This is a genomic window from Proteus hauseri, assembly GCF_040139125.1.
Lineage (GTDB): Bacteria > Pseudomonadota > Gammaproteobacteria > Enterobacterales > Enterobacteriaceae > Proteus > Proteus hauseri_B.
The window spans coordinates 169,560-185,567 of the sequence record NZ_JBEEUB010000009.1 but is presented as its reverse complement, the minus strand read 5'-3'; the positions used below and the strand labels follow the sequence as shown (position 1 = coordinate 185,567).

Genomic DNA, 16,008 nt, shown 5'->3' with positions numbered 1-16,008 from the left:
AAATAAATCCATTCATTAAAATTATGATAGAATAGTAAATTATCGCACCAAATAAGAATATATCGCATTCATAACGTATTAATATAATCCAACGCTAGACAATATGACCTTATAGGTTTATTTTAATATTTAAAATATTTTTTAATTAACGTTTTCTCTTCTCACTCTTTTATTAACAATTAAGCTGACTCATTTCAGCCTTACTACTTGTCTTTACTCAATAATTTAACTTAACCCAATTTGTTAATAAAATTATCACCATTATATTATTTCATGCCCCATGAAAAAGAGGTATGAAATAAACATGACATTGGTCACGCTACCTTTGGCTTTTTCTCTTTTAAAATAGAGCCTGATTATTTTTCCACGGAGATTAACGGATGGACAAAAGTAGAAGTCCAATAAAGGTTTTCTTTATTAGTATTCTGGCAGTCCTTTTCTTAATATTTATTTCACAATATGTGATTGGTAAAAAAGAAATTAAGATTGGCATTGCAGTAATACCTATTCTACCAATGTTGTTTGCTGTCATTATTGGTATGTTTATATCTGCTGGATTTACCCGTAAAAAAATAAAAGTATGGGGTAAATTATTTACAGAAAAAGAAGAAGGCTTCTGCGGTAAAATGGTAGGTTTCAGCCTACTTATTTTAGGTACGCAATATGCAGGAATGATTGTTCCTAATATTAAAATGATTTTAAGTGTTGGTGTTCCTTTATTTGTTCAGGAAATCGGCAACTTATTACCAGTATTAATTGCTGTTCCATTAGCGATTAAATTTGGATTTGGTCGTCGTGCAATTGGTGCTTGTTCATCTATTAGCCGTGAACCCTCTATTGCCGTTATTCAAGGTAAATTCGGTACTGGCTCACAAGAATATATTGGTGTATTAGCCATTTATTTATGTGGTTCTGTTATCGGTACTTTGTGGTTTAGTGTATTAGGTAGTATCGCGCCATTAACCGGATTACATCCACTTGCGCTTGCCGCAGGCTCTGGTGTTGGTTCAGGATCAATGTTAAGCGCAGCATCTGGTGCATTAATTAACGGATTAGATGAAGCATTAGCACAACAAGTTCTCAGTGTTGCCGCGGCATCTAACTTATTATCTTCAGCACTTGGCGCACTGTCATTAACCTATTTAGGTTTACCTCTTTCAGAAAAAATTTATAAAATTTTCACCAGAGGCAAAACTGCATGAAAAATATAATTATTGATATGAAATTTGTATTCGTTGCTATTTTACTGGCAATGTTTACTCAGACGTTAACATCAGGGATCGCGCTTTATGCAATGTGGGATAGCTTTATTGCTATGTCATTAGTGGTATTTATTTCACTCATTGCAAAACATTATTTACCGTCATCTTTACCAACATTTGCTTATGCAACAATTATCGGGATCCTTATTTGTTTACCCGAAACTCCGGTAAGAGATTTCTTTATTAGTTCGATTGGTAAAGTTTCTTTTTTATCTTGCTGTGTGCCGTTATTAGCATTTGCGGGTTTATCTGTTGGCGGACAATTAGAAGAACTTAAAAAAATGTCATGGAAAGTTATTCTTATTTTCATGATTGTTTCAACCTGCTGTTTCTTTGGGGCATCTATCGTCGCTCAAATCGGGTTTAGTATCCAGGGAGTAATTTAGTGAATAATTTATATAACGTCAGCGAAAAACTATTTCAATTAAATGACTTTAGTAAAAAAACACGACAAGATCTTCATAAAATACCTGAACTATCTGGTGAAGAATATAAGACATCTAAATACTGTCGTGAATTAATGGAAAGTTTTGGTTATCAAATTAAAACGTTTGATGGATATACTGGATTTACTGCAGATTTAATTGTTAATTCAGAATTTCCATTAATTGCAATCCGTGCTGATATGGACGGATTAGAAATGCCAGACTTAACCAACAATGAACATAGTTCTGTTCACCAAGGTTGTGCGCATAACTGTGGTCACGATACCCACATGACGATGGCGTTAACCAGTGCGAAATATCTAGCCGAAAACCGTGAAGAGATGAGCGCAAACGTGCGTTTTATTTTCCAAATGGCAGAAGAAGATATGCGTGTTCCTGGTGCCAATAAAATGGTTGAACTGGGTTGCATGGAAGGCGTAGACGAGACTTATGCACTTCATAATGATGCGGCAATTGAAACGGGTTGTGTGCGTTTTAATGATGGTGTGATGTCTTCTTATGGTTCAGCGTGGACATTAGATGTTTACGGTATTTCAGCTCATGGTTCAACACCTCATAAAGGTTTAGATGCCATTCGTGAAGCAACACGTCTTATTGATTACATGGATTACGTTGTAGCGAAAAAAACCGATCCATTTAGCCCTGCGGTATTTGGCTGCGGCATGATCAACGGTGGAACGATCCCTAATGCATTAGCTGATCACGTGCAAGCTCGCGGTACTATTCGTTCTATGGATGAAAATACCGATCAAATACTGAAAGAAAGTTTCAATGAAATTGTTGCTCGTAGTACAGCTGGTGGATTTAAAACGACTTTAACGGCAACAGGTTATCCTGCGGTAATAAACCACCCTACTGCTTATCAGCGTCTACTGGAAGCGACTCGTAAATTCTTACCTGAAGAGAATATTGAGTCGAAGGGTAAACCAATGACAGGTAGCGAAGATTTCAGCTATATGGTTAACGCGACAAAAGACAAAGTAGGTGCCATGTTCTTTTTAGGTAGCGGTAATCAAGCGAAAGGTATTAATAACTACCTTCACGCTAATCCTTATTTTGTTGATGATGATTGCTTATTAGTTGGTGCTCAGATATTTGTTAATATTCTGACTCGCTAATCACACTCTATTCTGCCTTAAGCCCGTTTTTGCCCCCGCAAAACGGGCTTTCTTATTTCTAAGATAAACTATTGTGTGACTTCATCGGTCAAACTAACAGAATTTAAATCAGGAAGTTCTTGATACACCTCTTTGCTATGCCATTGTGTTTCCCACTGTTCTGGCATCTGAATAATATTTCTATCAATATGAGGTGCGTATAACGAAATAAACTCATGCATATAATCTTTCATATGCGTATGCTTACTTAGGCAAATATGCGTATAACTAGGCTGAACTAAATGGTCGATATTAATGCATTTTAACGCCTCACTATCTTCTTTCTCATCATAAGAAGCTGTAGCGATTACACCGATACCAAGATGGCGTTTTACATAGTACTTAATAATTTCTGTATCTGTCGCTGTTAGCGCCACTTTAGGCTTCAGATTATTTTTATAAAATACTTTATCTAACTTAGAACCTCGAGTGAAACCAAATACATAAGTGATCAGCGGATATTGAGCAAGTTGTTCAATAGTCACTAACTCATTATCAGCAAGTTGAGCTAAAGGATGATCATAAGGGACTAATAGACTACGAGTCCAACGATAACAAGGGAGCGTGACCAAATCTTCATACAGATGCATAGATTCAGTAGCGATAGCAAAATCCACATCACCATTCTTTACCATTTCAGCTAGTTGCGCAGGTGCACCTTGATGAAAATGCAGTGAAATATTAGGGTAATAACGGCGAAAATGGTCTATCACATTGGGCAACGAATAGCGTATTTGGGTATGCGTTGTCGCGATATGTAAATCGACTTTTTTATTACGATCTTCTTCTGCAACAATACTTTTTATTTTATCTACTTGCCCAAGAATATCACAGGCAATTTTATGTACCTCTTTTCCCATGGGACTCAGTGCAAGTAAGTTATTATTTTTACGGACAAAGAGAGAAACACTCAGTTCATCTTCTAATATTTTTAGCTGTTTACTGATTGTCGGCTGAGAGGTATATAACTTCTCCGCAGCATTGGTAATATTGAAGTTATTCTTTACGACTTCAACAAAGCTTTTCAGTTGATTAATATTCATTAGGGTACCTGGGTTAATCTGCACAAATATGCGGTTAATTATTAATTTTATAAAATGATTATTGTTAATATCTTTGGTTGATAAAGCGTAGCTGTATATCTGTTTTTATATCCAGTAATTCTTATTCTTTATATCGCTTTATTAATAAGAATAGCGATATTTAATCTATTATCCACTTTTCTATTTTTATCATTCGATAGAATAATAAATAAAAATAAATTATTGCTATTTTAATTTTGCTCATAAGCGCTATATCATGCCCCTTGGCAGTATATTACTTGCTAGATATATCACCCTTTTTATTATGCATAATACTCATACAAATGCGTTATCCTGCGTCAAAAAATTTACTTAAATAACCACTCACCATAAAACACAAGTAAAAACAGACTATTACATACAAAAAAACCTCGAGATTAAACACTACATTAAGCAAAATCAACATGGATTAACCTCTGCGATTTTACAGAAAAGCCAAATTCCGTTATGATATGGGTCACATTTTTAATTTAGAGGCTACGTTTTGTTATATCAAAACAACAAAAAAAACTTCCTAATCTTTCATTCAATCTCATCTATACTCAATAAATATCTTCTTATCCATTAGCGTTAAATCACTATTTAAATTATGTAGAAGTAGGCTGTTTTTTAGTGAATTTTTATCACTCACTCTTCTCGCTATCAAATAGTAACTTCATTTCTTTTAATTAATTGCATAACAAGAATTTACTAATACCTTAATAAAGGTCACTTAATATGAAAATGAAGAAAAAAAGAAATAAACCGCTGCAAATCAATGATATAACCATCATCGATGATAGTAAGCTTAAAAAAGCAATTACTGCCGCAGCATTGGGTAATGCCATGGAGTGGTTTGACTTTGGTGTGTATGGCTTCCTTGCTTATGTATTAGGACAAGTCTTTTTCCCCGGCGCATCACCAGGCGTTCAGATGATTGCTGCGCTTGCCACATTCTCAGTACCGTTCCTTGTCAGGCCATTAGGCGGTATTGTTTTTGGTATGCTGGGTGATAAATTTGGTCGTCAAAAAGTATTATCCGTCACGATTATTATTATGGCGCTAAGTACCTTTGCTATCGGACTTATTCCGGCTTATGACACCATTGGTATTTGGGCACCCGTTTTACTGTTACTGGCAAAATTGGCGCAAGGTTTCTCAATTGGTGGCGAATATTCAGGTGCGGCAATTTTCGTAGCAGAATACTCACCAGACCGTAAACGCGGATTTATGGGAAGCTGGTTAGATTTTGGTTCTATCGCGGGTTTTGTTTTGGGTGCAGGTGTCGTTGTTTTAATCTCAACAACGCTGGGTGAAGCGGCATTTCATGAATGGGGATGGCGTATTCCGTTCTTCTTAGCATTACCTTTAGGTCTTATTGGCTTATATCTGCGTCATGCATTAGAAGAAACCCCTGCATTCCAACAACATGTCGAGGAAATGAATAAAGACGACCGTAAATCTATCGAGAATCCACCTCGTGTCTCTTTACGTGAAATCGCATCAAAATATTGGAAAAGCTTATCTGTTTGTGTCGGTTTAGTTATCGCAACTAACGTCACTTACTATATGTTATTAACGTATATGCCGAGTTACTTATCTCATAATCTTAATTACTCGGCAGATCACGGTGTACTGATTATTATCGCTATTATGATAGGGATGTTATTTGTTCAACCAGTGATTGGTTTATTAAGCGATAAAGTTGGTCGTAAACCTTTTGTTATTATTGGTAGTATCGGATTATTTGTATTGGCTTATCCGGCATTTATGATGATTAACAGTGATGAAATAGGCTTTATCTTCTTAGGATTATTAATTATTGCCGTTTTACTCAACTGTTTTACTGGGGTTATGGCATCTATTTTACCTGCGATATTCCCAACGCATATTCGTTATAGTGCATTAGCAATCGCATTTAATATTTCGGTATTAATTGCTGGTGCGACACCAACTGCCGCTGCGTGGTTAGTTGAAGCAACGGGTGATTTATATATGCCTGCATATTATCTGATGGTTGTGGCAATTGTTGGCTTAATCACGGGTATTAAAATGACAGAAACAGCAAATAAACCATTACGAGGCGCAACACCCGCTGCATCCGATAAATCAGAGGCGAAAGAAATTCTTTCTGAGCACTATGATAATATCGAACAGCGTGTTGAAGATTTAGATACTGAAATTGAAGAGCTACAGAAAAAACGCCAAACGCTTATCGATCAACATCCTAAATTAGATTAAAAGAGGTCTCTATGCACCCTGCACCTGTTCATCTGGTTTGGTTTCGCAATGATTTAAGAGTGACAGATAACAAAGCACTTTTTTATGCTAGCCAAGATAAACAAGCGCAGGTGCATGCAATTTTCACTATTACACCTGAGCAATGGAAATCTCACGATATAGCGCCAATTCGTTTGGCGCTTATCCATAACGCTTTACTTGAGCTTTCACTATCGCTGGCTAAATTGAATATTCCGCTCACTTTACTGATAAGTGATACCTATTCTGATGCAGCGACCTCTATTGCTCAATATTGCCAACAACATCAAGTCACTGCGCTTTTTTTTAATCATCAATATGAATTAAATGAGCAACGTCGCGATAATCAAGTTGCTAAATTACTTGAGAATAAAATTTCAATTTATACTTATCACGATAGCGTTTTTATTCCCCCTGGCAATGTAGTTACACAGCAAGGGGAAATGTATAAAGTCTTTACGCCCTTTCGTAATGCTTTTTTGCGTTTATTTCTCTCTCAAGAAAATGCCTCATTACCTACTCCTGAAATAAGAACCCATCAAAATGCAGTATCACCTTTAAAAACGCCACTATTTTCACTTGAGAATACAAGCTCGCTCTCTTTTATCCCTACTGAAGAAGAGGCACGTAAACGGCTAAAACAGTTCTGTTATGAAACGGTCTCTTATTATGCAAAATGGCGAGATATTCCTAGCGTTGATGGAACCAGCCAATTATCGCCTTATCTTGGTGTCGGATTATTATCTATCCGCCAATGTTTTAATCGCCTTTATCAAACTGAACCTGATTTTGTCGAAAATAGTCATTCTGGTGCCTTTATGTGGTTTAACGAACTCATTTGGCGCGAATTCTATCAACATCTAATTATTGCCAATCCTAATTTATGTAAGCACATCGCTTTTCAAATATGGACTGAAAAAATTAACTGGCACAATGATAACGATAATTTTAACGCATGGGCTCAAGGCTTAACGGGATTTCCCATTATCGATGCCGCAATGCGACAGCTTAATCAAACAGGATGGATGCATAATCGTTTACGTATGCTAACGGCTAGCTTTTTGGTTAAAGATTTGCTGATTGATTGGCGTTGGGGTGAACGCTATTTTATGTCGCAATTAATTGATGGTGATTTTGCCGCAAATAATGGTGGTTGGCAGTGGGCGGCATCAACAGGTACAGATGCTGTGCCTTACTTTCGTATTTTTAACCCCACCACACAAGGACGTAAGTTTGATGCTGATGGTGAGTTTATTCGCCACTGGTTACCTGAACTTGCTAATGTGCCAAAGCGTTATATTCATACGCCTCACGAATGGGCTGCAAAAATAGATAATCATATCGACTATCCTTTACCTATTGTTGACCACGCAAAAGCTCGAGTCAGGGCGATAGAAGCTTATGAACAAGCAAAGAATAAAACATAAAAAAAACAGCTCTTAAAAGAGCTGTTTTTTTATTAATCATGATATTAGAAACTAACCTGTATTACGCATACCTGCTGCAATACCGGCAATTGTCACCATCAGTGCTTGTTCAATGCGTGGATCAGACTCGCTATGTGTACGTGAACGTTGTAATAACTCTGCCTGAAGTACGTTTAACGGATCTGTATACACATTACGCAATGCGATAGATTCAGCCACCCAAGGTAAACCCGCCATTAGATGTTCATCTTTAGAGATAGCTAATACGCTTTTAATATCATCAGAAAGTTGCTGACGTAATTTAGCGCCTAATTGCCACAAACGTTTTTCAACTAAACGTTGATCGTAATATTCAGCCAACCAAAGGTCTGCTTTGGCGTAAACCATCTCTAACATCGCAATACGGGTATTAAAGAATGGCCAGTTTTGGCACATATCATCTAATACCGCTTGCTTGCCATTATCAATCTCATGTTGTAATGCCGCACCAGCACCAAGCCACGCAGGCAACATTAAGCGATTTTGTGTCCATGCAAAAATCCATGGAATAGCGCGTAAAGTTTCAACGCCACCCGTCGGACGACGCTTAGCTGGACGAGACCCCAGTGGCAATTTGCCTAGTTCACCTTCTGGCGTTGCCGCTCTAAAGTAAGGAACAAAGTCTTCTTGTCCTCTTACATAATCACGATACATAGCACAAGAGACATCAGACAGAGAATCCATTACCTCAATCCAAGGCGCTTTTGGCTCTGGTGGTGGTAATAAGTTTGCTTCTAAAATAGCCCCCGCATAGTGCGCTAAGCTGCTAATAGTCACTTGTGGTAAACCAAACTTAAAGCGGATCATCTCACCTTGTTCAGTGACACGTAATCCACCTTTCAGGCTTCCTGGTGGTTGAGAAAGCAGTGCAGCATGTGCAGGCGCACCACCACGACCAATTGTACCGCCACGACCATGGAATAGTGTTAGCGTAACACCTGATTTTTCACACAGCTTAATTAGTGAATCTTGAGCTCGATATTGCGCCCATGAAGCTGCCATTACGCCCGCATCTTTTGCGGAGTCAGAATAACCAATCATTACCATCTGTTTGTCATCAATTAAGTCACGATACCAAGGGATATCAAACAAACGGGTCATTACGCTTTCAGCATTATTTAAGTCATCAAGCGTTTCAAATAATGGCGCTACGGGTAAACGAATATTCGCACCCGCTTCTTTGAGTAATAGTTTTACAGCTAATACATCAGAAGGCACTTTCGCCATTGAAATGACATAAGAGGCGATAGAATCTTTTGGTGATTTTGCAATAACACGGCAAGTCTCAAATACTTCTTGGGTCGCTGCACTTGGTTGCCAATGTGTTGGAATAAGTGGACGTTTAGAATTTAACTCTTCTAATAAGAATGTCTGTTTCTGCTCTTCAGACCAACTTGCGTAATCCCCTAACTCTAAATATTGCGTTAATTCAGATAACGCTTCAGTGTGATTAGTGCTTTCTTGGCGAATATCGAGTTTCACCAGTTGTAAACCAAAACAGCGAATACGACGTAATGTATCGAGCAGTTGACCATTAGCAATAATACGCATTCCACACTGCGTTAATGATTGATAACACGCATAAAGGGGATCCCAAAGCTCAGCGTTGTCCAGTAACAGACCTTCTGGTGCCAATGACTGTTTGCCTTTAATGCGTTGCTCAAGATAATCACGGGTGACTTGCAAGCGAGTACGTAACTGTTTTGCAATTTCGCGATAAGGCTCTGCAACATCCGCACCACCGGCTAAATCACGTAGCTCTGGTGTACTTTCTGTCATTGAAAGCTCAGAAACCAGCACTTGAATATCATTCAAAAAGAGATCTGCTGCTTTCCAACGGCTTAATAATAGCGCATGACGGGTAATTTCAGCCGTTACATTTGGGTTACCATCGCGGTCACCCCCCATCCATGATGTAAAGCGAATAGGTGAAGCTTCTACTGGTAAGTTGTAGTCGATAGATTCTTTAAGCTGTTCATTAAACTCACGTAAAAAAGCAGGTACACCTTCCCATAAGCTATTCTCAACAACGGCAAAACCCCATTTTGCTTCATCTATTGGCGTTGGACGAATTTTTCTAATTTCATCGGTATGCCATGATTGTGCAACCAATTGACGTAAACGACGCATAATATTAGTGCGTTCGTAATCGGCTAGATCATCGTGGTCAAGTTGAGAAAGACAGGTATTTACTTCAACGAGTTTATGGATCAGTGTGCGACGTGCAATTTCTGTTGGGTGTGCGGTTAACACAAGCTCAATGGAAATTTGTCCAACCGCTTCTTTTAATTGCTCATCTGTAAAATTTTTATCTTTCAGTCGTGTGATAAGTTTTGCCAATGCCACAGGGTTACTTGCCGCTTCGCCATGAGGCGAAATGCTATGGTATTGTTCTGCCACATTCGTCAGATTCAAAAATTGGTTAAATGCTCTGGCGACAGGTAATAATTCGTCGTTAGAAAGATTTTGCAACGTCGACAACAGCTTTTGACGCTGAGCTTCATTCCCTGCACGAGATGATTTAGATAATTTACGGATTGATTCCACTTTATCTAAAATTTCTTCACCTAACGCTTCTTTAATTGTGTCTCCGAGTAGCTTGCCAAGCATACTGACATTGCTACGCATAGCAGAATATTGTTGATTCATAAGACTCCTGACCTTGGCTTTGTGTCGGTAACAACATGCATCTTCCTAATAGAAAAGTCATGTCCTCCCAGTTGTGTAATTAACTTTCATTTCTGATGTGACTTTGTTTTGATTTTTGTGATAAGCCACACTGCTTTTTTTCATAGCCTACTATTCATATCAGAAAATAAACGTTTTGGGGGATTTTTCTGAAATTTAATTACGGCTTTAGTGTTATAAGAATGGCTAATATCCTTATTGTTTTAGCTCAACATTGCCAAGAATAAGGACATTTTTTTGTTTATGATGAGAGTTGAAGTGTTTTTTACTAGAAATAATGTGATATATGAAAATTTGTTCGGTTGAGAATAATGATGAATTTTTTTAATGTTCGTGTTTTATTATCTTTATTATAAAAGTAGCATGTGAAAGCCATGTACAATATATGCAGTATAAGACGTTAAAACTTGAAATTTAATCCCTACATTTTGGTCATTTATTATTTTAGTTATAACCCATTCCTCTATCTAATACCTTATTTGTCTTATCTTTTTCAGATTTCTCTGTCAGATTAATAACTCAATAATAGCTAAATAACCTTATTCTTTATTTTATCCGATTTTTATGTTTATTATTTCCTACAGAAAATAACGACAAACCAAAATAAAAATATCGATTAATAGCAACTATTCATTATTAATCAAGAAATAACCTCACATTAGTAGATTTAAATATATTTATAATTAAACAGGGGAAACCAATGGCTAACGAATTACTTAATGCACTCACACTCATTAAATCAAAAGAGTGGGTAGATTTAACACACAGTTTTGGCAAAGACTCACCACGCTTTTTTATGTTTGAACCAGCTGAATTCAAAACACTATTTGATTATCAAGATGGTTTTTTTGCACAACAATTTACCTTTGCAGGGCAATACGGTACACATATTGATGCCCCTTGCCACTTTGTTCCTAATACGCGCTATTTGCATGAGTTAGAACTGAAAGAGTTAGTCTTACCACTTATTGTTATCGACCAATCAGAGCGAGCTAAGGTTGATGCTAATTTTGCCTTTTCAACAGCAGATATTCTTGAGTTTGAAAAACAGCATGGCGAAATTGAAGCCGGCACTTTTGTCGCATTACGTACAGATTGGAGTAAACGCTGGCCATCACAAGAAGCCATGGATAATAAAGACGCTGAAGGTAAAAATCAGATCCCAGGTTGGGGAATTGATGCACTGAAATTCTTGTTTGAAGAGCGAAAAGTAAAAGCAATAGGTCATGAAACTTTTGATACCGACTCAGCACAAGATTTTCATAAAAACAGTGCATTATTAGGTGAGTATTACGTTCTAGAACAAGATACTTATCAAATTGAATTAATGACAAACCTTGATAAATTACCTACTCGTGGCGCGATTATTTTTAATATTGTTGCCAAACCGCACAACGCGAGTGGTTTTCCTGTACGCTCTTTTGCTATTTTGCCTTAATCACATTTGTCTTTATAAAATGAATAAAGCGCTGAAGATCAGCGCTTTAAATTAGTAATCAATTGATTTTTTCGGTAAATCGGTAAATAAGTTGTCTGTTGTAAATCGAATCGTACTTTTTATAACGGTTTCTATCTATAACGTTTATAACTGTACTTCAACTCAAGACGCCGAGTTTCACATCATGAGCAACTGACAATAGCACTCGTTAGTTTGATGGTTCACCTCCGTCATTTCATTTCTTAGTGGGACAATCTGTCTTGCAACCTTTGACATCAATCGCTCCTTTGTGACTAGAGATACTTTGAGTATAGACCAACAAATAAATAATACAGCAAAATAAACCGACGTTTATTGAAGTGACATTAACGTCAAATCCGCCTTTTCACTTATATAATGGCTAAAAGATAGAAATAAAATCTATAGAAACTATCAGCAGTAAAAACCACTGATAGTTAATCAATAAAAAAGAGAAATTAAAGAAGTTGAGAAAGGCGATTTAAATCTGACTGAATTGCGCCTGCGGTCACATCTCGCCCTGCACCAGGACCTCTAATAACCAGTGGATTGTCACGATACCAACGGCTCTCTATCGCAAATAAATTATCGCCCGGTAACAATGAAGCAAGAGGATGGTCTTTTCTAACCGCTTCAACACCTACTTTTGCTTTTCCATTTGCATCAAAACGAGCGATATAACGTAAAACCATGTCCATTTCATTTGCTGCTGCCAATCGTTGCGCCATCTGTTCATTGATAACGGCACTATTATCAAAAAATTGCTCTAATGAACCTGTTTGAGCTTGAGTGGGTACTAAAGATTCAACTCGCACTTGCTCTGGTTCAATATCGTAACCCGCTTCTCGCGCCAGAATAATCAATTTGCGCATCACATCTTGCCCAGATAAATCGATGCGGGGATCGGGTTCTGTTAATCCTTGCTGCCATGCTTGTTCAACAAGTTCGCTAAAAGGTACAGAGCCATCAAATTGTAAAAATAACCAAGATAATGTACCGGAGAATATACCGCTAATGGATAAAATCGTATCGCCACTTTCACGTAGATCTCGCACAGTATGATTAATCGGTAACCCTGCGCCCACCGTTGCATTATATAACCAATGACGACCCGTTTTTGAAAAAGCATCTCGTGTTGCACGATAACGTAAACTCGACGCTGAACCGGCTATTTTATTGGCGCTAATAACATGGAAACCATAACCCGCAAAATCTTCATAAGATGCGGCAAGTGACTCATTAGCCGTAATATCAACGACCACTAAATCATCAAAAGGGTGAGCTCTCATCCAAAGATAAAGCGCTTCTTCATCAAGCTCCATTGCTTCTTCATCAAAAAAAGCGAGAGCACGACTAGGATTAATGCCTTGGTAATCTAATAAACTACGGCGACTATCCACAACACCCGCAAGAATAAATTCAAAATCGCTACGCGCTGATAATGGCTCTTGCTCACGAGCAAATAACTCTAACCACCGAGAACCAATATTTCCTTTACCAAATAGCACTAAACCAATCTGTTTTTCTGCTCTAAATAAGGTTTGATGTAAACCTTGCAGCAAGTGCTCGGTATAATTACGCAATACTGCCACTAAGCTGATGTTATCTTCTGCATGCCAAATAAATTCTACGGGTTGATCTTTTAATTGCTGATAAAAACGGTGGCAATGCAGTGGATTTTTACATACACCAGCACCCACTAATGCCACTAATGAAAAACCTTCACGTAAGTGTAACTTACCCGGTAATCCTGCATCTTGTAGAACATCTAATGCACTATTAGCCACTTCACTGGTATAGCAAAGTTGTAAAAGATGGCTATCGCGATCAACACCTGTTGCTAATGGGCGGATCTGTGCACGTTTTAGGAGTTCATCGACTTCTTTAGCTCGGTGTTCAAAATTTTCATGCGTCGCTAACTGAAGCTCAATTAGGCAAACATCATCATGACTAGTGACTATTTTAGCGCCCGTTCCTGATGCTAAAACGCGTTCTATTCGTGTAGAACCTTGTTCTGGCTGATAACTACAACGAAGCTGCAAATCAATATTACTACCAGATACGGGCTGTAATGTACGTGTATGTAAAACAGGTGCCGCTAATCGCGCTAATTCACTGGCTTCATCTAACCGCAATAGTGGCAATAAACACGCATCTTTTACTTTACGAGGGTCGGCACTGTAAACCCCAGCAACATCACTCCAAATAGTGACTTTACCGACATCAGCTAACGCCCCTACTTGCGTTGCAGAATAGTCACTACCATTGCGCCCTAATAATACCGTTTCACCTTGCTGATTACGGCTAATAAAACCCGTTACCACAAAGCGGCTTTCAGGATGTTTGGCTAATAATATTTGTAATAAAGGGCGAGATAAAGCTTCACTTACCTGCGGTTGCGCCGCTCGTTCTGCACATAAAAACTCTCGAGCATCAAGCCAAACACTTGGTAAACCTTGTTCTGTTAATAAATTTGCCATTAAGCGTGCAGACCAAATTTCACCATGCCCAACAACCTCTGCATAAGTCGCATCAGTAATTGGCTTATCTAGCAAGTAACTTAGTCTTTCGAGATCAGCCACAAAAGCTTGAGAAAGTTGTTCTGCATTCTCTTTTGATAACAAGCCTTCAATTAAAGACAACTGATAACGTCGTAACGTTTGCTGAACTTGATGTGCAGAGATACGATCACTTTGACTCAGTTTAAGCCAACTAATTAGCTGATTGGTTGTTGAACCTGCCGCAGAAACCACCATTAAATCATTTGGCTGACTATAATTTGTCATGATATTCACGACTCGTTGATAACATTTTATGTCTGCAAGACTGCTACCACCGAACTTATGTAACTGACGGCAAATTGGTTCCGCCTGTTGTTTAATCGCTACTACACTCATGATCTACGGTTACCTTTTGGTTGCTGCATCAAACGCAATTTGCAAATCGTTAATTAAATCCTGGCTATCTTCAATACCGACAGAGATGCGAAGCAATGAGGCGCTGATCCCAGCTGTTTTTCTTGCCTCTTGTGACATTCCTGCATGAGTCATGGTTGCAGGATGACAAATCAACGTTTCCACCCCACCTAAAGATTCAGCCAGCGTAAAAAGGGTTAAGTGAGATAAAAAGGTTTTTATGACGGACTCTGCACCTTTTAACTCAAAACTTAACATTGCACCGAAACCTTGCTGCTGTTTTTTCGCTATGTTATGACCAGCATGATTTTCCAGTGCAGGATAATAAATTTTTTCGACTAAAGATTGGGTTTGTAAATAATCCACCAGCGCTTGCGCATTTTCTTGCTGAAGTCGAATGCGAGGAACCAGTGTTCTTATTCCTCTCAGTAATAAATAACTGTCAAATGCACCAGATGTGACGCCAATATTATTTGCCCACCAGCTTAAATCCTCAAGTTGTTTCCTGCACTGACAGATAACAACACCCGCAACAATATCAGAGTGCCCATTGAGATATTTTGTACATGAATGCACAACAATATCAGCACCTAATGTCAGCGGTTTTTGTAATACAGGGCTCATAAAAGTGTTATCAGCGACAACCAGCGCCCCAACTTGATGAGCAAGTTGAGTTATTTTTTGAATATCAGTGATCCGCAATAATGGATTACTGGGTGTTTCAATAAAAACAATTTTGGGATTTTGCGCTAATGCCTTCTGTAATGCAGTCTCATCATTTTGATCAACAAAAATAACCCGATAAGCACCGCGCTCCTGTTGACTATTAAATAAGCGATAACTTCCACCGTAGCAATCGTGAGGGGCAACAATAACATCCCCAGGCTGAAGAAAAACCGTACAAATTAAATGGATTGCAGACATTCCACTACTTGTGACGACCGCACCAATGCCACCTTCTAACTCAGCTAACGCTTTTTGTACCATATCTCGCGTGGGATTGCCTCGGCGCGAGTAATCATGTTCGCGTGGTTGATTAAATTCTGGAAAATTATAGGTGCTGGAGAGATAGATAGGCGGTACAACACAACCGAATTGAGTATCATCATTCAGCCCATTATGGATGGCAATTGTGGCGGTTTTCTTTGTCATACAGGACACCTTGTGACTACGATAAAAGGATAAGTCACCGACAGCATATCTAATTAGACACTAAGACGTCAATACATCTAGACATCTAAACTCCTTTACGGATAGATTAAGTAATGGAATAATATTGTACTTAACAGTATCGCCAG

General features: G+C 38.2%; 10 protein-coding genes. 6 read left to right on the top strand and 4 right to left on the bottom strand.

Annotation, left to right across the window (positions count from 1 at the left end):
- Positions 1-380: 380 nt before the first annotated feature.
- From ABN099_RS15290 to ABN099_RS15280, 3 genes are read left to right on the top strand one after another with little or no spacing between them, the layout of a single operon-like run.
- Positions 381-1,202 (top strand): DUF3100 domain-containing protein, encoded by an 822-nt coding sequence (locus tag ABN099_RS15290; RefSeq protein WP_349464881.1) that lies wholly within the window; start codon positions 381-383, stop codon positions 1,200-1,202.
- Entirely contained in the window at positions 1,199-1,648 is a 450-nt protein-coding gene (locus ABN099_RS15285; RefSeq protein WP_349464879.1) for a hypothetical protein, read from the top strand. Before ABN099_RS15290 ends, ABN099_RS15285 begins: the two co-directional genes overlap by 4 nt.
- A complete protein-coding gene (locus tag ABN099_RS15280; RefSeq protein WP_349464877.1) occupies positions 1,648-2,826 on the top strand; it encodes a M20 metallopeptidase family protein in 1,179 nt (392 codons plus the stop codon). Before ABN099_RS15285 ends, ABN099_RS15280 begins: the two co-directional genes overlap by 1 nt.
- Positions 2,827-2,894: 68 nt before the next feature.
- Here the strand turns inward: ABN099_RS15280 and ABN099_RS15275 are convergent, their stop codons facing one another.
- The gene (locus ABN099_RS15275; protein WP_349464875.1) at positions 2,895-3,908 is read right to left on the bottom strand and encodes a LysR substrate-binding domain-containing protein; all 1,014 of its coding nucleotides are present in this window, start codon (positions 3,906-3,908) and stop codon (positions 2,895-2,897) included.
- 756 nt (positions 3,909-4,664) lie between these two features.
- Between ABN099_RS15275 and proP the strand changes: the two genes are divergently transcribed.
- On the top strand, positions 4,665-6,167 hold the full coding sequence (proP, locus tag ABN099_RS15270) for a glycine betaine/L-proline transporter ProP (RefSeq protein ID WP_349464873.1): 1,503 nt from the start codon (positions 4,665-4,667) through the stop codon (positions 6,165-6,167).
- Between the two features lie 11 nt (positions 6,168-6,178).
- Complete coding sequence (gene phrB, locus ABN099_RS15265; RefSeq protein ID WP_349464871.1) at positions 6,179-7,612, top strand: deoxyribodipyrimidine photo-lyase; 1,434 nt, start codon at positions 6,179-6,181, stop codon at positions 7,610-7,612.
- Between the two features lie 51 nt (positions 7,613-7,663).
- Here the strand turns inward: phrB and ppc are convergent, their stop codons facing one another.
- Positions 7,664-10,300, bottom strand: coding sequence for a phosphoenolpyruvate carboxylase (ppc, locus tag ABN099_RS15260; RefSeq protein ID WP_349464869.1), 2,637 nt, complete (start codon positions 10,298-10,300; stop codon positions 7,664-7,666).
- Between the two features lie 739 nt (positions 10,301-11,039).
- Between ppc and ABN099_RS15255 the strand changes: the two genes are divergently transcribed.
- On the top strand, positions 11,040-11,777 hold the full coding sequence (locus ABN099_RS15255) for a cyclase family protein (protein ID WP_349464867.1): 738 nt from the start codon (positions 11,040-11,042) through the stop codon (positions 11,775-11,777).
- A gap of 476 nt (positions 11,778-12,253) precedes the next feature.
- On the opposite strand, the gene ABN099_RS15250 is transcribed toward ABN099_RS15255, so the two are convergent.
- Both ABN099_RS15250 and metB read right to left on the bottom strand, forming a co-directional pair.
- The gene (locus ABN099_RS15250) at positions 12,254-14,692 is read right to left on the bottom strand and encodes a bifunctional aspartate kinase/homoserine dehydrogenase II (RefSeq protein WP_349464865.1); all 2,439 of its coding nucleotides are present in this window, start codon (positions 14,690-14,692) and stop codon (positions 12,254-12,256) included.
- A gap of 9 nt (positions 14,693-14,701) precedes the next feature.
- Positions 14,702-15,862, bottom strand: a complete 1,161-nt coding sequence (metB, locus tag ABN099_RS15245; RefSeq protein WP_349464863.1) for a cystathionine gamma-synthase — start codon at positions 15,860-15,862, stop codon at positions 14,702-14,704.
- Between the last annotated feature and the right edge of the window lie 146 nt (positions 15,863-16,008).

Bases quoted from the DNA above. Each gene is read 5' to 3' on its own strand.
- ABN099_RS15290 (WP_349464881.1), top strand. From the start codon at position 381: ATGGACAAAAGTAGAAGTCCAATAAAGGTTTTCTTTATTAGTATTCTG.
- ABN099_RS15285 (WP_349464879.1), top strand. From the start codon at position 1,199: ATGAAAAATATAATTATTGATATGAAATTTGTATTCGTTGCTATTTTA.
- ABN099_RS15275 (WP_349464875.1), bottom strand. From the start codon at position 3,908: ATGAATATTAATCAACTGAAAAGCTTTGTTGAAGTCGTAAAGAATAAC.
- proP (WP_349464873.1), top strand. From the start codon at position 4,665: ATGAAAATGAAGAAAAAAAGAAATAAACCGCTGCAAATCAATGATATA.
- phrB (WP_349464871.1), top strand. From the start codon at position 6,179: ATGCACCCTGCACCTGTTCATCTGGTTTGGTTTCGCAATGATTTAAGA.
- ppc (WP_349464869.1), bottom strand. From the start codon at position 10,300: ATGAATCAACAATATTCTGCTATGCGTAGCAATGTCAGTATGCTTGGC.
- ABN099_RS15255 (WP_349464867.1), top strand. From the start codon at position 11,040: ATGGCTAACGAATTACTTAATGCACTCACACTCATTAAATCAAAAGAG.
- ABN099_RS15250 (WP_349464865.1), bottom strand. From the start codon at position 14,692: ATGAGTGTAGTAGCGATTAAACAACAGGCGGAACCAATTTGCCGTCAG.
- metB (WP_349464863.1), bottom strand. From the start codon at position 15,862: ATGACAAAGAAAACCGCCACAATTGCCATCCATAATGGGCTGAATGAT.